This is a genomic window from Pantoea sp. Morm, assembly GCF_016643525.1.
In the GTDB taxonomy this organism is placed as follows: Bacteria; Pseudomonadota; Gammaproteobacteria; order Enterobacterales; family Enterobacteriaceae; genus Pantoea; species Pantoea dispersa.
The window spans coordinates 20,642-41,295 of record NZ_VOQX01000017.1; the positions used below are offsets into that span (position 1 = coordinate 20,642).

Annotated in this window: 21 protein-coding genes; 12 read left to right on the forward strand and 9 right to left on the reverse strand. The window is 56.9% G+C overall.

What is annotated here, in order from left to right; all coding sequences use genetic code 11:
* Nucleotides 1-29: 29 nt before the first annotated feature.
* On the forward strand, nucleotides 30-206 hold the full coding sequence (locus FT726_RS08405; protein WP_010616389.1) for a YoaH family protein: 177 nt from the start codon (nucleotides 30-32) through the stop codon (nucleotides 204-206).
* Between the two features lie 13 nt (nucleotides 207-219).
* On the opposite strand, the gene FT726_RS08410 is transcribed toward FT726_RS08405, so the two are convergent.
* A complete protein-coding gene (locus FT726_RS08410) occupies nucleotides 220-564 on the reverse strand; it encodes a RidA family protein (RefSeq protein ID WP_282996304.1) in 345 nt (114 codons plus the stop codon).
* Nucleotides 565-689: 125 nt separating this feature from the next.
* Here FT726_RS08410 and FT726_RS08415 point away from each other — a divergent pair, with 125 nt between their 5' ends.
* From FT726_RS08415 to rnd, 5 genes are all read left to right on the forward strand, one after another.
* On the forward strand, nucleotides 690-2,600 hold the full coding sequence (locus tag FT726_RS08415; protein ID WP_346302667.1) for an ATP-dependent DNA helicase: 1,911 nt from the start codon (nucleotides 690-692) through the stop codon (nucleotides 2,598-2,600).
* A gap of 52 nt (nucleotides 2,601-2,652) precedes the next feature.
* Complete coding sequence (tsaB, locus tag FT726_RS08420; protein WP_288423764.1) at nucleotides 2,653-3,354, forward strand: tRNA (adenosine(37)-N6)-threonylcarbamoyltransferase complex dimerization subunit type 1 TsaB; 702 nt, start codon at nucleotides 2,653-2,655, stop codon at nucleotides 3,352-3,354.
* 60 nt (nucleotides 3,355-3,414) lie between these two features.
* The gene (locus FT726_RS08425; RefSeq protein WP_010616392.1) at nucleotides 3,415-4,008 is read left to right on the forward strand and encodes a Slp family lipoprotein; all 594 of its coding nucleotides are present in this window, start codon (nucleotides 3,415-3,417) and stop codon (nucleotides 4,006-4,008) included.
* Between the two features lie 208 nt (nucleotides 4,009-4,216).
* A complete protein-coding gene (fadD, locus tag FT726_RS08430) occupies nucleotides 4,217-5,890 on the forward strand; it encodes a long-chain-fatty-acid--CoA ligase FadD (protein WP_132462411.1) in 1,674 nt (557 codons plus the stop codon).
* Between the two features lie 105 nt (nucleotides 5,891-5,995).
* Nucleotides 5,996-7,117 (forward strand): ribonuclease D, encoded by a 1,122-nt coding sequence (gene rnd, locus FT726_RS08435; protein ID WP_021510041.1) that lies wholly within the window; start codon nucleotides 5,996-5,998, stop codon nucleotides 7,115-7,117.
* 55 nt (nucleotides 7,118-7,172) lie between these two features.
* On the opposite strand, the gene minE is transcribed toward rnd, so the two are convergent.
* From minE to minC, 3 genes are read right to left on the reverse strand one after another with little or no spacing between them, the layout of a single operon-like run.
* Nucleotides 7,173-7,442: a cell division topological specificity factor MinE gene (gene minE / locus FT726_RS08440; RefSeq protein ID WP_346302668.1), complete on the reverse strand. Its 270-nt coding sequence runs from the start codon at nucleotides 7,440-7,442 to the stop codon at nucleotides 7,173-7,175.
* 3 nt (nucleotides 7,443-7,445) lie between these two features.
* A complete protein-coding gene (gene minD, locus FT726_RS08445) occupies nucleotides 7,446-8,258 on the reverse strand; it encodes a septum site-determining protein MinD (RefSeq protein WP_021510042.1) in 813 nt (270 codons plus the stop codon).
* 33 nt (nucleotides 8,259-8,291) lie between these two features.
* On the reverse strand, nucleotides 8,292-8,999 hold the full coding sequence (minC, locus tag FT726_RS08450) for a septum site-determining protein MinC (protein WP_346302669.1): 708 nt from the start codon (nucleotides 8,997-8,999) through the stop codon (nucleotides 8,292-8,294).
* 153 nt (nucleotides 9,000-9,152) lie between these two features.
* Between minC and FT726_RS08455 the strand changes: the two genes are divergently transcribed.
* The 3 genes from FT726_RS08455 to FT726_RS08465 all read left to right on the forward strand — a co-directional run bounded on the left by FT726_RS08455 (nucleotide 9,153) and on the right by FT726_RS08465 (nucleotide 10,870).
* Nucleotides 9,153-9,428 carry a YcgL domain-containing protein gene (locus tag FT726_RS08455; RefSeq protein ID WP_021510044.1) on the forward strand — a complete coding sequence of 92 codons (276 nt, stop codon included), beginning with the start codon at nucleotides 9,153-9,155 and terminating at the stop codon, nucleotides 9,426-9,428.
* A 270-nt stretch (nucleotides 9,429-9,698) separates the two neighbouring features.
* Nucleotides 9,699-10,358 carry a fumarylacetoacetate hydrolase family protein gene (locus tag FT726_RS08460; protein WP_021510045.1) on the forward strand — a complete coding sequence of 220 codons (660 nt, stop codon included), beginning with the start codon at nucleotides 9,699-9,701 and terminating at the stop codon, nucleotides 10,356-10,358.
* A 65-nt stretch (nucleotides 10,359-10,423) separates the two neighbouring features.
* Nucleotides 10,424-10,870: a YcgN family cysteine cluster protein gene (locus FT726_RS08465; protein ID WP_282996816.1), complete on the forward strand. Its 447-nt coding sequence runs from the start codon at nucleotides 10,424-10,426 to the stop codon at nucleotides 10,868-10,870.
* 56 nt (nucleotides 10,871-10,926) lie between these two features.
* Here the strand turns inward: FT726_RS08465 and dsbB are convergent, their stop codons facing one another.
* Entirely contained in the window at nucleotides 10,927-11,457 is a 531-nt protein-coding gene (dsbB, locus tag FT726_RS08470) for a disulfide bond formation protein DsbB (RefSeq protein WP_040679952.1), read from the reverse strand.
* Nucleotides 11,458-11,766: 309 nt separating this feature from the next.
* Between dsbB and fadR the strand changes: the two genes are divergently transcribed.
* Nucleotides 11,767-12,486, forward strand: coding sequence for a fatty acid metabolism transcriptional regulator FadR (gene fadR, locus FT726_RS08475; protein WP_058757728.1), 720 nt, complete (start codon nucleotides 11,767-11,769; stop codon nucleotides 12,484-12,486).
* A 324-nt stretch (nucleotides 12,487-12,810) separates the two neighbouring features.
* Here the strand turns inward: fadR and FT726_RS08480 are convergent, their stop codons facing one another.
* On the reverse strand, nucleotides 12,811-14,346 hold the full coding sequence (locus tag FT726_RS08480; protein ID WP_031280208.1) for a SpoVR family protein: 1,536 nt from the start codon (nucleotides 14,344-14,346) through the stop codon (nucleotides 12,811-12,813).
* A 499-nt stretch (nucleotides 14,347-14,845) separates the two neighbouring features.
* Between FT726_RS08480 and FT726_RS08485 the strand changes: the two genes are divergently transcribed.
* The gene (locus FT726_RS08485; protein ID WP_058771249.1) at nucleotides 14,846-16,147 is read left to right on the forward strand and encodes a D-amino acid dehydrogenase; all 1,302 of its coding nucleotides are present in this window, start codon (nucleotides 14,846-14,848) and stop codon (nucleotides 16,145-16,147) included.
* Between the two features lie 21 nt (nucleotides 16,148-16,168).
* Nucleotides 16,169-17,239, forward strand: a complete 1,071-nt coding sequence (dadX, locus tag FT726_RS08490; RefSeq protein ID WP_104189012.1) for a catabolic alanine racemase DadX — start codon at nucleotides 16,169-16,171, stop codon at nucleotides 17,237-17,239.
* Here dadX and FT726_RS08495 read toward each other — a convergent pair.
* The 3 genes from FT726_RS08495 to FT726_RS08505 form a co-directional block, all read right to left on the reverse strand.
* On the reverse strand, nucleotides 17,232-18,425 hold the full coding sequence (locus FT726_RS08495; protein ID WP_104189014.1) for a multidrug effflux MFS transporter: 1,194 nt from the start codon (nucleotides 18,423-18,425) through the stop codon (nucleotides 17,232-17,234). The two genes, dadX and FT726_RS08495, sit on opposite strands and share 8 nt — an antisense overlap.
* Nucleotides 18,426-18,545: 120 nt before the next feature.
* The gene (gene wbaP, locus FT726_RS08500; RefSeq protein ID WP_141495377.1) at nucleotides 18,546-20,012 is read right to left on the reverse strand and encodes an undecaprenyl-phosphate galactose phosphotransferase WbaP; all 1,467 of its coding nucleotides are present in this window, start codon (nucleotides 20,010-20,012) and stop codon (nucleotides 18,546-18,548) included.
* Nucleotides 20,013-20,390: 378 nt separating this feature from the next.
* On the reverse strand, nucleotides 20,391-20,624 hold the full coding sequence (locus FT726_RS08505) for a DUF1480 family protein (protein WP_021510054.1): 234 nt from the start codon (nucleotides 20,622-20,624) through the stop codon (nucleotides 20,391-20,393).
* Nucleotides 20,625-20,654: the final 30 nt, after the last annotated feature.

Sequence of the window (20,654 nt, forward strand, 5' to 3'; positions counted from 1 at the left end):
AATGCGTCCCCCCATTACAGGAGTGCATCATGTTTTCAGGTCTTCCGGCTTTATCACACGAACAGCAGCAGCAGGCAGTGGAACGTATTCAGGAACTGATGGCCGGCGGCATGTCCAGCGGACAGGCGATTGCGCAGGTGGCGCAGGAAATTCGCCAGAACCATCAGGGCGAAGCGATTCGGGCGCGCTTCGAAGAGGACGAATAGCGCCCGGCGAGCGTTATAACGCGGCGATGATTTTGATTTCCACTTTGTAGCGCGGATTCATCAGGCCGGCCTGCACCGTGCAGCGTACCGGCGCATTACCCGGCGAGACCCACGCATCCCAGGCGCGGTTCATCGCGGCAAAGTCATCTTTATCTACCAGAAAAATGGTGGCGTCGAGAATTTTGCTTTTATCCGAACCCACGCGCGTCAGGATGCGGTCAATCACCGCCAGCGCGTTGGCGGTCTGCGCTTCCGCATCGTCATCCAGATTCTCCGGCACGCTGGTGTAATACACGGTCTGGTCATGTACAACCGCTTCGGACATGCGGTGCTCGGCATCAATACGCGTAATGGTCATGCTGTTCTCCTTTATTTTTGCTGCGTTAGCCTGCCATATCCCATGGCCGGCTGTCATCTGTTGTGGTCGCCTGCGGTGAATCCTGACATAATTACAGTAGTTTTAAGAGCAATCGGTGAGGATGTGTGGCAGACGATTTTGCAGCGGATGGCGCGTTAGCGCAGGCAATTCCCGGCTTTAAGCCGCGTGCGGCACAGCGCGAAATGGCGCAGGCAGTGAGCGAAGCGGTGCAGCAGGCGGGCGAGCTGGTGGTCGAGGCCGGCACCGGCACCGGTAAAACTTATGCGTATCTGGCACCGGCGTTGCGGGCGAAGAAAAAAGTCATTGTATCGACCGGTTCCAAAGCGTTGCAGGATCAGCTCTACAACCGCGATCTGCCGACCATTGCCCGCGCCCTGGCGTTCAGCGGCAAAACCGCGCTGCTGAAAGGGCGCTCCAACTATCTGTGCCTGGAACGGCTGGAGCAGCAAAATCAGACCGGCGGCGATCTCAGCGTGCAGGCGCTCGGCGATCTGATTAACGTGCGCAGCTGGTCATCGGAGACCGTTGATGGCGACGTCAGCAGCTGCGCTGGCGTCGCGGAAGACAGCCCGATCTGGCCTTACGTCACCAGCACCAACGATAACTGCCTCGGCAGCGATTGCCCGCTGTATAAAGATTGCTTCGTGGTGAAGGCGCGCAAAAAAGCGATGGATGCGGATGTGGTGGTGGTGAACCATCACCTGTTTCTCGCTGACCTGGTGGTCAAAGAGGGGGGATTTGGCGAGCTGATCCCGGAAGCTGACGTGATGATCTTCGATGAAGCGCACCAGCTGCCGGATATAGCCAGCCAGTATTTTGGCCAGCAGCTGTCGAGCCGGCAACTGCAGGATCTCGCCAAAGACATTATCCTTTCCTACCGCACCGAGGTGCGCGATGTGCAGCAGCTGCAGAAATCCGCCGACCGGCTGGCGCAGTGCGCACAGGATTTCCGCCTGACGCTGGGCGAGCCCGGTTTTCGCGGCAATCTGCGTGACCTGCTGAGCGACAACAACATCATGCGCATGTTTACGCTGCTGGATGATGCGCTCGAGCTGTGTTACGACGTGATTAAGCTGTCGCTGGGCCGTTCCGCGCTGCTGGACGCTGCCTTCGAGCGTGCCGCGCTGTATCGCACCCGGCTCAAGCGTTTACGTGCGATTGATGAACCGGGCTTTAGCTACTGGTACGAATGCAGCAGCCGGCACTTTACGCTGGCGCTGACGCCGCTGTCGGTTGCGGAGCGCTTCCGCGAAGTGATGGACGGACGCAAAGCGGCGTGGGTATTTACCTCGGCGACGCTGGCGGTCAACGAACAGATGAGCCACTTCGCCAGCCGGCTCGGCGTGGATAATGCCCGCACCCTGATCCTCGAAAGTCCGTTTGATTATGCGCAGCAGGCCTTGCTGTGCGTGCCGCGCAACATGCCGGAACCCAACTATCCTGGCGGTGCGCGTCAGCTGGCACGCATGATGAAACCGCTGATTGAAGCCAACAAAGGGCGCTGTTTCTTCCTGTGCACCTCGCACAAAATGATGCGCGAGCTGGCAGCGGAGTTCCGCGCCTCCATGACCTTACCGGTGCTGTTGCAGGGCGAAACCAGCAAAGGCCAGCTGCTCAAACAGTTTCTTGACGCCGGCAATGCACTGCTGGTGGCCACCAGCAGCTTCTGGGAAGGCGTTGACGTGCGCGGTGATGCGCTGTCGCTGGTGATCATCGACAAGCTGCCGTTTACCTCGCCGGAAGATCCGCTGCTGAAGGCGCGCATGGAGGATTGCCGTCTGCGCGGCGGCGATCCGTTCAACGATGTGCAGCTGCCGGACGCGGTGATCACCCTCAAGCAGGGCGTGGGCCGTCTGATTCGCGATACCGACGATCGCGGCGTGCTGGTGATTTGTGACCAGCGGCTGGTGTCGCGTCCGTATGGCGGACTGTTCCTTAATAGCCTGCCGCCGACACCGCGCACCCGCGATTTACAACGTGCGATTGACTTTGTGCGTCCGCCAGAGCAGCACTAATTTGTGCCAGGCTGTGGTAAGATGCGCGCCATTTTGATTCTCTGAGGTTGTTATGTCCGCCCGAATTTTAGCCCTGGACACCGCGACAGAAGCCTGTTCTGCCGCGCTGCTGAATCAGCAGCAGATCGATGCCCGCTTCGAAATCGCGCCCCGCGATCATACTCAACGTATTTTGCCGCTGGTGCAGGAATTGCTGCAGGCGCAGTCGCTGGCGCTGGACGCGCTGGACGCGCTGGCGTTTGGCCGCGGGCCCGGCAGTTTTACCGGCGTGCGCATCGGCATTGGCATCGCGCAGGGCCTGGCGCTGGGCGCAAATCTGCCGATGATTGGCGTATCCTCGCTGGCAACCATGGCGCAGGGTGCCTGGCGTTTGACCGGGGCAACGCGCGTGCTGGCGGCGATTGATGCGCGCATGGGTGAAGTCTACTGGGCAGAGTATCAGCGTAATGAGCAGGGCGCGTGGCAGGGCGCTGAGAGCGAAGCCGTACTGAAGCCGGAAGCGGCACAGGCGCGCATCGCGCAGCTGAGCGGCGAGTGGGCCACCGTCGGCACCGGCTGGCAGGCTTATCCGCAGCTGCTGGCTGGCGCGACCGGGGCACAACTGCTGACCACCACGGTCACGCTGCCTGCCGCAGAAGATATGCTGCCGCTGGCGCTCAGCGCCTGGCAGCGCGGCGATAGCGTGGCGGTGGAAAATGCTGAGCCGGTTTATCTGCGCAATGAAGTGGCATGGAAAAAATTGCCGGGACGCTAGGCGCCCACGCAACTTATTTTTGCGCCTTCAGTCTAACGGAGAAATAACAGGAGAAGTGCTATGCCAATTAGTCGTAAAGGGATGTCTGGCGCTCTGTTAGCCTGTGCGCTGTTGCTCAGCGGCTGCGTGTCGGTGCCGGATGCCATTAAAGGGAGTTCTCAGCTTCCACAGCAGGATTTATTACGCGTGATGAATGCGCCGCAGCTGTATGTCGGCCAGGAGTCGCGCTTCGGCGGCAAAGTCGTGAAGGTGACCAACCTTAACGGCCTGACCCGGCTGGAAATTGCCACTCAGCCGCTGGATGACAGCGCGCGACCGCGCCTCGGTGCTGCCTCAATTGGCCGCATTTATGCTGACATTCATGGTTTTGTTGATCCGATCGACGTCAATAATCAGTACGTCACGGTGCTGGGCAATATCAAAGGCACCGAGAAAGGGGAAATTGGCAAAGCCAGTTACAACTTTGTGGTGATTGATGTGCGCGGTTATCAGCGCTGGCATTTGACTCAGCAGGTGATGACGCCGCCGCAGCCGATCGATCCGTGGATTTGGTACGGGCCGACGCGTCGCCATCCCGGCTATTGGGGGCCTAACCCCTACTGGGGCATGAATACCGGCGGTCCGGCGCAGGTCGAGACCATTCTTACCGAATAGCGCTAAACAGGTTTTTTTACGGCCCGGTCGCGGTGCTCGCGAACGGGCCTTTTTATTGGGCGCGCAACCGATGCGCGAAATTTAGTGATGCGCCTCGCAACCTGAAAATGCCGGAACAGGCAAACTGGTACAATCAGTTAAAATATTGTTAACAACACTGATTGCAGAGGCAGCGATGGCTACGCAACAAGAATATCGGGGTGAATCTTTGAACAAGGTTTGGCTGAAACGCTATCCGCCAGATGTACCAGCGGAAATTAACGCAGACCGTTATCCCTCTTTGGTCGATCTTTTCGAACACGCAGCGCAACGTTATGCCGATCAGGTGGCTTTCATTAACATGGGCCAGCCAATGACTTACCGCCAGCTGGAGCAGCAGAGCCGTGCTTTTGCGGCCTGGCTGCAACAGGGATTAGGCTTGCAGCAGGGCGATCGCGTCGCGCTGATGATGCCGAATCTGCTGCAGTATCCCGTGGCGCTGTTTGGCGTGCTGCGTGCCGGTATGGTGGTGGTGAATGTTAACCCGTTGTACACGCCGCGCGAGCTGAAGCACCAGCTTAACGACAGCGGTGCCAGTGCGATTGTCATTGTCTCCAACTTCGCCCATACGCTGGAAAAAGTGGTCGCGGAAACCCCGGTTAAGCACGTGATGCTGACGCGCATGGGCGATCAGCTGGCGCCGGTAAAAGCCACGCTGGTGAACTTCGTCGTTAAATATGTGAAAAAGCTGGTACCGAAATACCATCTGCCAGGGGCGGTACCGTTTCGTCATGCGCTGCAGCAGGGCGAGCAGATGAGCTATCATCGTCCTGTGATCAATAATCAGGATCTGGCATTTCTGCAGTACACCGGTGGCACTACCGGCGTGGCGAAAGGCGCCATGCTGACCCACGGCAACATGCAGGCTAATCTGGAGCAGACCAAAGCCACCTACGGTAAACTGCTGCGCGCCGGACAGGAGCAGGTGGTAACCGCGCTGCCGCTTTATCACATCTTTGCCCTGACGGTGAATTGTCTGCTGTTCCTCGACCTGGGCGGCACCAACCTGCTGATTACCAACCCGCGCGATATTCCCGGCTTCGTTAAAGAGCTGAGTAAATTTCCCTTTACCGCCATCACCGGTGTTAATACGTTGTTCAACGCCCTGCTGAACGATGCCAATTTTAACCAGCTGGACTTCTCCACACTGCGTCTGTCTGCCGGTGGCGGCATGGCGGTGCAGAAAGCGGTGGCCGAGCGCTGGGAGAAACTCACCGGGCACTATCTGCTGGAGGGCTACGGACTCACCGAATGCTCACCGCTGGTGTCGGTTAATCCGTATGATATTACCTGCCACACCGGCAGCATCGGTTTGCCGGTTCCGTCCACCGACGTGCGTATTGTCGATGATGAAGATCGCGACGTACCGCCAGGCGAACCGGGTGAACTTTGCATTCGCGGGCCGCAGGTCATGATTGGCTACTGGCAGCGACCGGATGCCAGCGAGGAAGTGCTGAAAAATGGCTGGCTGCACACCGGTGATATTGTTACCGTGGACGCGGAAGGGTTTATCCGCATCGTCGATCGTAAAAAAGACATGATTCTGGTGTCCGGCTTTAACGTGTATCCTAACGAAATCGAAGATGTGCTGATGCAGCACGCCAAGGTGCGCGAAGCGGCGGCGATTGGCGTGCCGAGCGATCTCTCCGGCGAAGCGGTGAAAGTGTGCATCGTGAAAAAAGATCCGTCACTGACGAAAGAGGAAGTGCTGGATCATTGTCGCCGTCAGCTCACCGGTTATAAAGTGCCGAAGATTATCGAGTTTCGTGATGAGCTGCCGAAGACCAACGTCGGTAAAATTTTACGTCGCGAATTGCGCGATGAGGCGAAGCGCGAAGCGTAGTACTGGCTTCCGCTGAATGCTCAGGTTAACGCCGGCACCGTCCGGCGTTTTTATTGCTTTTAACATGGAGCGCTGTGCGAGGTTTGTCGCAGCGAGAAAGACAACGTGAATTACACCCTGATCGACCACAATGACCAGCTGGCCGCCGTATGCCAGCAGGCCCGCCAGCATCGCGCCGTGGCGCTGGATACCGAATTCGTGCGCACCCGCACGTACTATCCGCAGCTTGGCCTGATCCAGCTCTTCGATGGCGAGCAACTGGTTCTGATCGATCCGTTAACCATCAGCGACTGGGCACCGTTTGTTGCGCTGCTGCAGGATCGTCAGCTGACCAAGTTCCTGCACGCCGGCGGGGAAGACCTTGAAGTCTTCCTGCATCGTTTCGGCTGCCTGCCGGAGCCGATGATCGATACACAGATTCTGGCCGCTTTCGCCGGGCAGCCGCTGTCGTGGGGCTTTGCCGCGATGGTCAATCATTTCAACCAGATTGAGCTGGATAAGAGCGAAGCGCGCACCGACTGGCTGGCGCGTCCGCTTACCGAGCGGCAGTGCCAGTACGCTGCGGCCGATGTGGCTTATCTGCTGCCGATCGCCCATCAGCTGGTGGCGCAAACCGAAGCGGCAGGCAACATGGCGGCGGCGCTGAGTGAGTGCGCTACGCTGTGTCAGCGCCGTCTTGACGTACTGCAGCCGGAAGAGGCGTGGCGCGATATCACCAACGCGTGGCAGCTGCGTCCGCGCCAGCTGGCGGTGCTGCAGCGCCTGGCCGCGTGGCGTCTCAACCTCGCCCGGCAGAAAGACATGGCGGTGAATTTTGTGGTGCGCGAAGAGAACCTGTGGAAAGTCGCGCGCTTTATGCCCGGCAGCCTTGGCGAGCTGGATCATCTCGGCCTGAACGGTCACGAAATCCGCTTCCACGGTAAGGCGCTGGTGGCGATGGTGGCAGAGGCGCAGGCGCTGGATGAGGCCGCATTACCGCCGCCGTTGCCTAATCTGATTGACCACGCGCACTACAAGCAGGCGTTTAAAGCGATTAAAGCGCTGGTACAGCAGGTGAGTGAGCAGACCGGTTACAGTCAGGAGCTGTTAGCATCACGGCGCCAGATTAACCAGGTGCTGAGCGTGCACTGGGGACTGAAGAGCGCCACGCGTCCGCCGGAACTGCTGGCAGGCTGGCGGGGTGAGGTGTTGAAAGCCGGGATCGACGAGATTTTACACACGCTGTAAGCGGAACGTTTTCCCCTGCGCAACCACGCAGGGGAAAATCAGGAACCCGCTACAATCATTTAGGAACGTCTTCCGTCTCCGGCAGCGTCACGTTGAGCTCGAGGATAGAGATGTCATCCCCTTTCTGATCCAGCTGCACCGTGACCATGTCCGGGTCAATTTTCACGTATTTACAGATCACTTCCAGGATATCGCGCTTCAGCTGCGGCAGATAGTGGGGCTCATTGTCGCCCCTTCTGCGTTCGGCCACGATAATCTGCAGCCTCTCCTTGGCTATGTTGGCTGTGTTCTTCTTACGGGATAAAAAGAAATCAAGTAATGCCATTGGTTATCCCCCGAACAGGCGTTTCAGGAAACCCTTCTTCTCTTCTTCGATAAAGCGGAAGGGGCGTTCTTCGCCAAGCAGGCGATCTACGGTATCAGCGTAAGCTTTACCGGCGTCAGAGTTTGCATCGAGGATCACGGGCTCACCCTGGTTAGACGCGCGCAGCACCGACTGATCTTCCGGAATCACGCCGACCAGAGGAATGCGCAGGATTTCCAGCACGTCTTCCATGCTCAGCATGTCGCCACGCGTTACGCGTCCCGGGTTATAGCGGGTCAGTAACAGGTGCTCTTTTACCGGCTCTTCGCTGTTTTCAGCGCGACGTGATTTCGACGAGATGATGCCGAGAATACGGTCTGAGTCACGCACGGAAGAGACTTCCGGGTTGGTGGTAATGATCGCTTCATCCGCGAAGTACAGCGCCATCAGCGCACCGGTTTCGATACCGGCCGGCGAGTCGCAGACGATAAAATCGAAGTCCATTGCCGCCAGGTCGTTCAGCACTTTTTCCACGCCTTCGCGGGTCAGGGCATCTTTATCACGGGTTTGTGAGGCGGGCAGAATATAAAGCTGCTCGGTGCGCTTGTCGCGAATCAGTGCCTGATTCAGCGTCGCATCGCCCTGAATAACGTTGACAAAGTCATACACCACGCGGCGTTCACAGCCCATGATCAGATCGAGGTTACGCAGACCGATATCAAAATCGATCACCACGGTTTTTTTGCCTTTCTGCGCTAACCCTGTGGCGATGGCCGCGCTTGACGTGGTCTTGCCAACGCCCCCTTTACCCGATGTAACTACAATGATGCGTGCCATAAATGTTGATTTCCTTAACGAAAGAAAAGGGGCCTAATTAAGTGTCTGGATGGTGAGCGCGCCCTCTTTAAGGCACAGGCGCGCAGCTTTACCAAAGAATTCCGCCGGGATCTGGTCCATGATCCAGTATTCGCCGGCAATGGAGACCAACTCTGCTGACAGGTTGGTGCAAAAAATCTGGCAGTCGCGATCGCCGCTGGCACCGGCCAGCGCGCGGCCGCGCATCATGCCGTAAATATGAATGTTGCCGTCAGCCACCAGTTCGGCACTGGCGCTGACGCTGCTGGTGACGATCAAATCGGCGTTGCGCGCGTAAATCTGCTGACCGGAACGCACTGGCGTATTGATGATACGCGTTTTGCTGGCCGGTTCGCTGACCGGCGGCGCGACCGCTTCCGGCTCCGGCGCGGGCGCATCAGCGCGTTTGCGGTTCTCTTTACCCTCTGACAGCACCGGCAGGCCAGCGCGGGCAATCATCTTTTTCAGGGCTTCATCTTTGCAGCCGCTCACGCCCACAATGCGTAAGCCGGTGGCGCTGACGGCCTGCTGCATCTGCTTCCAGTTGATGTCACCGTTCAGGGCTGACACGTTCAGCACCACCGGCGCGTTGTGCAGAAAAGCCGGGGCCTGGTCGATTTTGTCCTGCAGCGCCTGACGAATCACCTCGGGTTGCGAATGGTGCAGATGAACAACTGACAGGGTAAAACTGCTGCCCTTGAATTCGATTGGCGATTGCGACATCTGTCCTGACTCAGTCCTGTTTTACGACCCTGAAGTAAACGCCGATAAAATCGTCATTAACATCCGCGGGTCAATATTCGAAGTTCTGCAAGCATGTTATAGTTACTGCTATATTCAGGCAAGTGACGCCCTTAGTTAATTCGAGTAAAAAATATGTTTTGTGTGATCTATAGAAGCCCGCAACGTGACCAGACTTATCTGTATGTAGAAAAAAAAGACGATTTTTCGCGCGTCCCGGAAGAATTGCTGCGCGGCTTTGGTAAACCGCAGCTGGCGATGGTGCTGTCGCTCGACCAGCGCGACAGGCTGGCCAACGCTGACATCAATAAAGTGAAGCAGGGTTTAAGCGAACAAGGTTATTATTTGCAGATCCCACCACCGGTTGAAAGTCTGCTCAACATTCATCTTGAACAGGGTAAAAAAGTTTAATTCAGATTCATCTGTAAAAATATATCCTGTAAATATAATCAGTGCTTCGGCATTAATTTAATTGCTCACCTTAACCCATTATTGTGGGCAATAATCGTTGTCTTAAGCGGCGGACCTGATGAACAGGGGAACGGCTTTTGCCGCTTTCCGTCACGTGCGCCGCGATAAACCCGCTAATATAGTGCTCAGCAGCCTGCCACGTTCCGGCGGCTGATGAGACATCTTCGCCAGCGCGGCTGGCACCTAACACAACTCAAGCAGGGGATTAGCATGTATCAGCATCGTAACTGGCAGGGCGCGCTGTTGGATTATCCGGTCAGCAAAGTGGTGTGCGTCGGCAGCAACTATGCAAAGCATATTAAAGAGATGGGCAGCGCCACCCCGAGTGAGCCGGTGGTGTTTATCAAACCGGAAACCGCGGTGTGCGATTTGCGGCAGCCACTGTCGATCCCGGCCAGCTTTGGTGAGGTGCATCATGAAGTGGAGCTGGCGGTGCTGATTGGCGCTACCCTGAAGCAGGCCAGTGAAGAGCACGTGGCGAAAGCGATTGCCGGTTATGGCGTCGCGCTGGATTTAACGCTGCGCGATCTGCAGGCCGGGTTTAAGAAAGCCGGTCAGCCATGGGAGCGCGCCAAGAGTTTCGATAACTCCTGTCCGCTGTCCGGGTTTATCCCGGCGGCTGAATTCAGCGTCGATCCGCAGGATGCCGAACTCAAGCTGGTCATTAACGGCGAGGTGCGCCAGCACGGCACTACGGCAGATATGATCCACAAAATTCTGCCGCTGATTGCTTACATGAGCCAGTACTTCACGCTGCGCGCCGGTGACGTGGTGCTGACCGGTACGCCTGAAGGCGTGGGCCCGCTGCGCTCCGGCGATAAGCTGGAAGTGTCGCTGGCCGGTCACGGTATCAGCACCCGCGTACTGTAATACTTGCATCACCGCACCTGAAGCTTTATAAGGTGCGGTCTTGTTGCTCAACCCGGACCGCTATCATGACCGACCAACCTTTCTGGCAGACCAAACGCCTGGACCAAATGAACGACGCAGAGTGGGAATCGCTGTGCGACGGCTGTGGACAGTGCTGTCTGAATAAGTTGCAGGATGCGGATACCGATGAGATTTACTTCACTAACGTCGCCTGCAATCAGCTCAACATCAAGACCTGTCAGTGCCGCAATTATGAGCGTCGCTTCGAGTACGAAGAAGATTGCATCAAGCTGACGCGCGAGAATCTCACCACCTTTAACTGGCTGCCGCGCACCTGCGCTTACCGGCTGTTAGGGGAGGGCAAAAGGCTGCCGGCATGGCACCCGCTGATTGCCGGGTCGAAGAAGGCGATGCATGCTCAGCGTATTTCGGTGCGATACATCGCGGTGCGCGAGAGTGAAGTGCGCGACTGGGAAGAACACATTATTGACCGGCCGGATCGGAACGGCTGATAACGCAACAGGCAGCCGCGGCTGCCTGTTTCGTCTGAGACTTTGTTTGACTGAACTCAGCGACCAAACAGATCGCGACGTTTTGCTTTGAACGGTTGCGCAATCAATACCAGAATGCCCACCAGCAGATAAGCGGCAAAAATCACGATCATCCACTGCGGCATGCTCCAGGTCAGGAAAGTCCATCCGCGTTCCGCGCAGTCACCGCTGGCGACAAATACCGCCGGCAGCCATTTATCCAGCGGCAGCCAGCTCGGGAAGCGAGCAGCAAAATCGCAGGTCACAAACGGGTTGGGGTGCAGCTGAATCATGGTGTGCTCATAAGAGAGGCGTACCCCTTCATAAGCGCTGTAGAGCCAGATGGCGATGGCCGCCCAGCGCAGCGGCGTTTTAGGCGCAATTGCACCCACCAGGCCGGCGCCCATGACGCCAAACAGCGCACAACGCTCATAGATACACATTACGCAGGGTTGCAATCCCATCACGTGCTGAAAGAACAGCGCAACCAGTTCAAAAACCAGGGCGGTCAGGGCCATTAATAACCAGGCACCGCGTCCGCGTGAGCATTGATTCAAGTATCGCAACATATTGCTTTTCCCGTAGCCGTTAATGCATCGCAGTGTAAACCAAAAGCGTACCCGTGCCAGCCAGGCAGGCGGAAAAAATCATGTATAAAAATGACTTATCCCTGATCCACGCCAAAAAATCGTGGCTTTTAGCACACGGCATCAAAAGCGCCCACGCAAGCGCAGCGTAACCCACGGCTTTTTTCGCTGCGCAGCTGCTGAATTTTGCGCCAGCGCGCGCTTTTAATCCGCTGGCAGGCTATTTCCGCTATGACCCCTCTGGTATGATGAGTGCCATTACGACAAAGAAAGCAATGAGAAATAAATGCTATGGTGATTAAGGCACAGAGCCCTGCAGGATTCGCTGAAGAGTACATAATTGAAAGCATCTGGAACAGCCGTTTTCCGCCGGGATCGATTCTTCCTGCCGAACGTGAGCTTTCTGAACTGATCGGCGTGACCCGCACCACTCTGCGTGAAGTGCTGCAGCGGCTGGCTCGTGATGGCTGGCTGACCATTCAGCATGGTAAACCCACCCGCGTCAATGATTTCTGGGAAACGTCTGGTCTTAATATCCTCGAAACGCTCGCCCGTCTTGACCACGATAGTGTGCCGCAGTTAATTGATAACCTGCTGTCAGTGCGCACCAATATCGCGTCGATCTTTATCAGCCGCGCGCTGCGCCATCATCCGGATAAGGCGCGTGAAGTGCTGGAGAGTGCGCTGAGCGAGGAAGATCAGGCTGAAGCCTATACCGAGCTGGATTACCGCGTGTTTCGCGGCCTGGCCTTTGCTTCCGGCAACCCGATTTACGGCCTGATTCTCAACGGTCTGAAAGGGCTGTACACCCGCGTTGGCCGCCATTACTTCTCAAATCCGGAAGCGCGTGAACTGGCGCGTAACTTTTATCGTCAACTGGCGGATCTGTGTGGCAAACAGCCAACGCAGGATCAGATCGTCGACAGCGTGCGTAACTACGGCCGCCGCAGCGGTGAAATCTGGCACAGCATGCAGAAAAGCATGCCGGATGATTTGAGCAGTAAGCGTTAACAGCGCACAAACGTTTCGCGGGTTCCAGTCCCGGACAGTCAGTATTCGCTGCTGCCGGGCTGCTCCTCGCGCCGCTTACGCGGTACCTTCGGCGTTCACGTTGCGCCTGACGGACCGGCCGGTATCGGTCTTCCTGACCGGCCCGGCCTGATTCCCGCCTCCCCGCGGGAATCTCCTGGCGCAACGTAAAAGCCTCAGCGCTGCGAATAGCCCGCTGCATCAGCGGATACTGACTGTCTGTGAAGTTGGTGCAGGATTATCTGTGAGATTAGGGGCCTACCAGGCAGGAAGATAAATGCTCGTCCCTGAGCATGGAGATTTTGTTTAAAGCGCCGGTCCGCGCGCAGGACAGCGATCCAGCAGCTCCACGCTGCCATCTTCGTTCTGCTGTTCCAGATTGACATCAAAACCCCACAGCCGATGCACATGCTTCAGCACATCGCGACGGCTCTTATCGAGCGGGGCGCGCTGCTGCGGCACATAGCGTAGCGTCAGCGAACGGTCACCGCGCAGGTCTACGTTGTACACCTGAATATTCGGCTCCAGATTGCTCAGATTATACTGCGCTGACAGCTGCTGACGAATCGCACGATATCCCGCCTCATCATGAATGGCGGCAATCTCAAGATAGTTATTGCGATCGTCGTCCATCACCGTAAACAGACGGAAATCCCGCATCACTTTCGGCGACAGGAACTGGCTGATGAAGCTCTCGTCTTTAAACTCGCGCATGGCGAAATGCAGCGTCTTCAGCCAGTCGGAGCCGGCGATGTCCGGGAACCAGTAGCGATCTTCTTCGGTTGGCGACTGACAGATACGCTTGATGTCCTGGAACATGGCAAAGCCCAGCGCATACGGATTGATACCGTTATACCACTGGCTGTTATACGGCGGCTGATACACCACGTTGGTATGGCTGTGCAGGAACTCCATCATAAAGCGCTCCGACACTTTGCCTTCATCGTACAGGTGATTCAGGATGGTGTAGTGCCAGAAGGTCGCCCAGCCTTCATTCATCACCTGGGTCTGTTTCTGCGGGTAAAAATACTGGCTGACTTTACGCACAATGCGCAGCACTTCACGCTGCCACGACTCCAGCAGTGGCGCGTTCTTTTCCATAAAGTACAGCAGGTTTTCCTGCGGCTCAGAGGGATAGCGCGCCGCCTCGACCTGAGTAAACTCTTTCTCTTTGCGTGGCAGGGTGCGCCACAGCGTATTGACCTGGCTCTGCAGATACTCTTCCCGGCTTTTCTGCCGCGCTTTCTCTTCCTGCAGCGAAATCTTTTGCGGGCGTTTATAGCGATCGACGCCATAGTTCATCAGCGCATGACAGGAGTCCAGCAGCCGCTCGACCTCTTCCACGCCATAACGCTCTTCGCAATCAGAGATGTAGTTACGTGCGAACAGCAGGTAATCGACAATCGAGCTGGCATCGGTCCAGCTGCGGAACAGGTAGTTGTTTTTGAAGAAAGAGTTGTGGCCGTAGCAGGCATGCGCCATCACCAGCGCCTGCATGGTCATGGTGTTCTCTTCCATCAGGTAAGCAATACAGGGATTCGAGTTAATGACGATTTCATACGCCAGTCCCTGCTGACCGTGTTTGTAGCGCTGCTCGGTTTCGATGAACTTCTTGCCGAACGACCAGTGGGCATAATTGATGGGCATCCCCACGCTGGAGTACGCATCCATCATCTGCTCGGAGGTGATCACTTCGATTTGGTGCGGGTAGGTATCGAGCCCATAGCTTTTGGCCACGCGGTCGATCTCCGCCAGGTAGACATCAAGCAGCTCAAAGGTCCAGTCGGGACCGTCACTGAGTCGTTTGCTGTTGCGGGTTGGCTCGTCAAACATTGTCGTCATAGCGCACCTCTGTTTTGCAAGCGGCAGGCAACAGAGTGTCACCTGTCACGATCGTTTAAGGCTTCATCCTGAGAAAGACAGCCCAAAAAAACTGAGCGAACACTTCAATGATAGTCCACTGTCGCTTATCCGATGCGGGAACTCAATCGAATTCTTTTGGTACAAAATCATCATAATAGGCGTGCTTTGGTAGCTAATAAGGTTATGTGTTATCTGAGTGATGAATTGCAGCATTAAATCCTGTTTATAAGCGCGCGATATGACTGCGGCGCTTTCTCCTGAAAAAAGTGAGATGCTCTGCCTTTCGCATAATAATTCGCTGGTTAACGCTTTTAAGGCACAAAAAACTCTGATTTTGGCGCGACCGCATGATTTCAGTGTGCAGTTAAGTGAAAAACATGTGAAATGAAAGGGTCGAATGTAATATCAGTTCAGCCATCGGGTTATGCTAAACCCGATGGTGATACCAGTTAATTATGCTTTTCGCGATGAGGGGCTTATGCGCGTAGTCATTCTGGGTAGTGGTGTCGTAGGGGTAGCCAGTGCGTGGTATCTGGCGCAGGCGGGGCATGACGTCACCGTAATCGATCGCCAGCCCGGCGCGGCGCTGGAAACCAGTGCCGGCAATGCCGGGCAAATTTCGCCCGGCTATGCGGCACCCTGGGCGGCGCCCGGTGTACCGCTTAAGGCGGTAAAGTGGATGTTTCAGAAGCATGCGCCGCTGGCAGTGCGACTCGACGGCAGCAAATTCCAGCTGGAGTGGATGTGGAACATGCTACGCAACTGCGACATGCGTCACTACCAGGAAAATAAGGGCCGTATGGTGCGTATCGCCGAATACAGCCGCGACTGCCTGAAGGCACTGCGCAGCAGCACCGGCATCGCCTATGAAGGGCGCCAGGGCGGCACTTTGCAGCTGTTCCGCACGCAGCAACAGTTTGACAGCGCCAGCAAAGACATCGCGGTGCTGCGTGAAGCGGGTGTGCCTTATGAGCTGCTGGAAGCGCATCAGCTGCACAGCGTGGAGCCGGCGCTGGCGGGTACCGCGCACAAGCTGACCGGCGGCCTGCGCCTGCCGAATGACGAAACCGGTGACTGCCAGCTGTTTACCCAGCGTCTGGCGGCGATGGCAGCCGCAGCCGGCGTCACTTTCCGTTATGACACGTCGGTGGATCAACTGTTGCGCGAAGGCAATCGCATCTATGGCGTGAAGTGCGGCGATGAGGTCATCAAAGCCGATGCTTACGTCGTGGCGTTTGGCTCTTACTCCACGGCGCTGCTGAAAGACATTGTGTCGATTCCGGTCTATCCGCTGAAAGGCTATTCCCTGACTATTCCGATCAAAGATCCGCAGGGCGCGCCGGTCTCCACCATTCTGGATGAGACCTATAAAGTGGCGGTGACACGCTTCGATGACCGCATTCGCGTCGGTGGCATGGCCGAAATCGTTGGTTTTAACACCAAACTGTTGCCGGCACGACGTGAAACGCTGGAGATGGTGGTCCGCGATCTCTATCCTGAAGGCGGGTATGTTGAACAGGCTACGTTCTGGACCGGACTGCGCCCGATGACGCCGGATGGCACGCCCATTGTCGGGCGCACGCCGCTGACCAATCTCTGGCTGAACACCGGGCACGGTACGCTGGGCTGGACGATGGCCTGTGGTTCCGGCCAGTTGCTGGCCGATCTGATTTCGGGACGTAAACCGGCCATCGCCGCCGACGACTTGTCGGTGCTGCGTTATCTGCCGGGCTTTGCGGCCCCGGCATCGCCGCTGCGTAATGCCAGCGCGACGCGCTGATACTTCAGGGAGAGTAAAAACATGTCACGTCCTACGGGTGCCACCATTAATCAACAGGCGCTGCGCCACAATCTGGCGATTGTGCGTCAGGCGGCACCGCACGCGCGCGTCTGGTCGGTGGTGAAGGCCAATGCCTACGGCCACGGCATTGCCCGCGTATGGCAGAGTCTGGCGGAGACCGACGGTTTCGCGCTGCTGAATATGGAAGAGGCGATCCTGCTGCGCGAGCAGGGCTGGAAAAAGCCAATTCTGCTGCTGGAAGGCTTCTTTCACGCCGATGACCTGACGCTGATCGATCGCTATCGCCTGACCACCAGCGTACATAGTAACTGGCAGATTCAGGCGCTGGCGAAGGCGCAGCTGTCGGCGCCAGTCGATGTTTATCTGAAGATCAACAGCGGCATGAACCGTCTCGGTTTTCGTCCGGAACAGGCGCAGGCGGCCTGGCACAAGCTGCGTGCGTTGCCCAACGTGGGGGAAATGACGCTGATGGCGCACTTTGCCGATGCGGAAAACCCGCAGGGGCTGGTGGAACCGATGCAGCGCGTGGAACAGGCGGCGGAAGGACTGAACTGCCCGCGTTCGCTTGCCAACTCCGCGACCACGCTGTGGCATCCGCAGGCGCATTTTGACTGGGTGCGGCCCGGCATTATTCTCTACGGCGCGTCACCGAGTGGCGACTGGCAGGATATCGCCAGTACCGGTCTGCAGCCGGTAATGACACTCAGCAGTGAAATTATTGGCGTACAGCAGATCGGTGCCGGCGAGGGCGTTGGCTACGGTTATCGCTACCACGCGGCCGCGCCGCAGCGTATCGGTATTGTGGCCTGTGGCTATGCTGACGGCTATCCGCGCCATGCGCCGACCGGTACGCCGGTCAGCGTTGACGGCATCCGCACGCAAACGCTTGGGGCGATCTCGATGGACATGATGATGATTGACCTCGAACCCTGCCCGCAGGCGGGTATCGGTTCGCGCGTGGAGCTGTGGGGCAACGAGGTGAAAATTGATGAGGTGGCGAAAGCCGCCGGAACGGTAGGCTACGAGCTGATGTGTGCACTCGCGCCGCGCGTCCCGGTCACGCTTAGTTAAGCGCCGTCACTGTACCACGCATGTTCTTACTGCAGCGCCAGGCGATCAGCGCCAGCGCGGCACCCACCAGCATCATCAGCGCTAACGCTGATTTCTCTGCCACCGGCAGCGCCACCATCGCCAGGCTGCCACCCGCACCGCCCGCCATCTGAATAAATCCCTGCAGCGCCGCCGCCACACCCGCCTGCTGCTGATACGGCTCCAGCGCATAGCTGGTGGCCGGCCCGACGGTGAAGGCCAGGCCGGCTACCGAGATCGCCACCGGAATCATGTACAGCGACCAGTGGGTTTGCCAGGCCGCAGGTAACAGCGTCATCCCCGCCACCAGCAGCAGCGCACCGAGCAGCATGGTGACAAACCCCATGGCGAGACAAAATGGGCGGCCCGCCTTGCGAATGGTTTTATTAACAAAGGCACTCACCAGCATGATCCAGAAACCGTTGGCGCCAAACGCAAATGAGAACTGCAGCGGCGTCAGGCCACCTTCGGTCATCAACACGTGCGGCGCCAGCGAAACGTAGGTCAGCACCATGCCGAGCGCGCCCGCGTTGGCAAAGGCGAAAGCGAGAAAGCGCGGCTGCCGGGCGATGGCAGCATACTGCGCCAGCGGCAGCCCTTTAACGCGCAGCGTGTCCGCCGGACGCGTTTCCGGCAGCGCGACTACCACAATAATGGCAATCACCAGCGCATAACCGCACAGGAACCAGAAGGGCGCACGCCAGCCATAGGCTTCCGCCAGAATACCGCCGAGCAGCGGTGCCAGCGCCGGCACGATGTTCAGCGCGCCATTGAGGAAACCATAAGCGCGCGCCGCGGCATCGCCGCTCAGCCGATCGCGCACGCCGCTAAATGCCACCACCGCGCTACAGCATACCGCGCAGCCCTGAATCAGGCGCGCCAGGAAGAACACCGGCCAGACGGTGGCGGTTGCAGCCACTGCGCTGCCGATGATGTAGAGCGCGAGGCCGATCAGCGCGATCGGCTTACGGCCAAAATTATCCACCAGCGGACCGGTGACCAGCTGACCGATACCCATCACCAGCAAAAACAGCGGAATGGTGGTCTGGATCAGACTGACCGGGCTATGAAGACCGTCGGCAATCTGCGGCAGCGTCGGGAGGTAGAGATCAATGCCCAGCGGTGCCAGCAGCACCAGGCTCAAAAGGAGTAGGGTAAACTTTTGCATTACGAACCAGTAACGTCCTGTTAAACAGGCGAGAAGGGTAATGAGTCTGCGGCCAAAAAGAAAGGGCTAAAACGAAAAGGCGATGTCTGCCGGGACGGCGCAGACATCGCGTCGAGGGTATCAGTAAGCACCGTCGCGGCGCAGCACCACGCCAGCGGTTTTGAACAGAATGGCGATGTCGGTCCACAGCGCCCAGTTCTTCACGTACCAGGAGTCAAAATAGACGCGCGTGTCGTAGTCGATATCGTTACGCCCGCTGACCTGCCACAGGCCGGTCATGCCCGGTTTGGCCATCAGATAGTAGTCGACATCGCCCGCGTAGCGTTCCAGCTCAGCTTCAATCACCGGACGCGGTCCCACCAGACTCATTTCGCCGCGAATCACGTTCCACAGCTGGGGCAGTTCATCCAGGCTGGTTTTCCGCAGGAAGCCACCGATTTTGGTGATGCGCGGATCGTTCTTCAGTTTGAAATCACGATCCCATTCAGCGCGCGCTTCGGCACTGGTGGCCAGCAGATTCTGCAGCACTTCCTGCGAGTTAGTCACCATTGAACGGAACTTCAGGCACTTAAACTTCACGCCATCCTGACCGACGCGTTCGTGGCCATAAATGGCATTGCCGCCATCGCGTTTTACCATCCAGCACAGCAGACCGAACACCGGGGCAAGAAACAGCAGCAGCAGGGAGGCAACCACCACGTCGAAAGTGCGCTTGAGGAAACGCGAGGAGCGTTTCGCCAGGTTGTTACTGACGCGCAGGATCATCACTTCATGGCTGAAGATAAACGACATATCGGTGCCATACAGCGGCACACCGCGCAGCGTAGGGATAACCGAAATTGAGCGGCATTTCATCTTGGACAGAAACTTCAGCCATTTATCGCGCACCACCTGCTGTTCAAATTCGGTGGCGACGATAAATTGCGTGTTGTCACGGTCCATGGTTTGCCAGTTGATGTCTTTCCAGGTAATAACCGGCACGCCGTTAACATTTTCCTGGTGAGGCTCATCGTCCAGCGAGATAAACGCCTGCACGTTATAGCCGAGGATCTCCTCGCTCTGCAGCGCTGCGTAGGCTTCCATGGCGTTTTTACCGGAGCCGATGATAATGGTCTCTTTTTGCCACTGGCCAGCGCGATTGATGGCACGCTTCACGCCGGCTCGCATCAGCGGCAGCAGCAGCAGGGCATAAGTCCAGCTAAATACCCACACCATGCGCGAGAAGTCCCATTTGGAAAAGGCAATCAGCGCCAGATCCAGCAGCGAAAACACAAACAGCGTTTTGACGATTTCTTTCAGCTCAAACCAGAACGGTTTGCGGTAGGTGTAGTGACGCATACGCACCCAGAACCAGGCCGTGCACAGCACTGACAGACCTAACTGTGCGACAAAGCGGTATTCAATTTGCTGCGGCGGAATAAAACTGTCCAGTTCTCCCCAAATACCCTGGACGGTGGCCGCGGATAAAAATAATGCCAGGTTCAGTGCAATTAAATCCGAAAAGCTGAGTGCCACTTTCGCGATGAGATTTTTGCGCAGTCCGCTCCACGAGCGGGTTGCATCGTTCATTACCAATGTACTTGCCATAAAACCTGCTCTCTTTTCTTAAGTAAAAGATGGCCTGACCAGAATCAAGTACGCGCTCAGGAGTCGTCCGCTGAAAGCAGAAATAAAATAATATTCAGCGAGATATGAGTCAGTGCTGCCATAAGCGCTGCATGGAAAGGGCCGTTTGAGACGTGATTTACGTCACGAAAAGCTGCAGCAACGTTTAAGAGTATGCAGGAGTTATTTGACAGAGTTAATATGGAAAGAGTCTGAAAAAACAATATTTGATTAAAGTACAGGCCAGCTAATTTCTTGAAAAATAATAATAAAAGTAAAAGGTGCCGTGAAATGACAGACTATTTTAAGACTACTTTTCGGAATGACCGCCAGTCAAAGTGAATGGCGGTGAGGAAAATATCAGGCCGGTTTTTTCAATACCCAGCGGTCTTGCTGCTTGTCATAGTGGCCGATTTGCAGATCGACCGGTTCGCCATCAATCCACGCCGGTACGCTGGTTTCATGATCCCAGCCGTCGAGCTGATAACTCAGGCCGGGGTTGGTATGGCAGGGGATGCCGACGGTATCCAGCTTCTCCACATCCATTACTGCATCGACGATCTCGTAACGACCAATCTTCACCACGTGTCCCATCATCTTCTCCCGTTTGCTGGGTGGAATAGT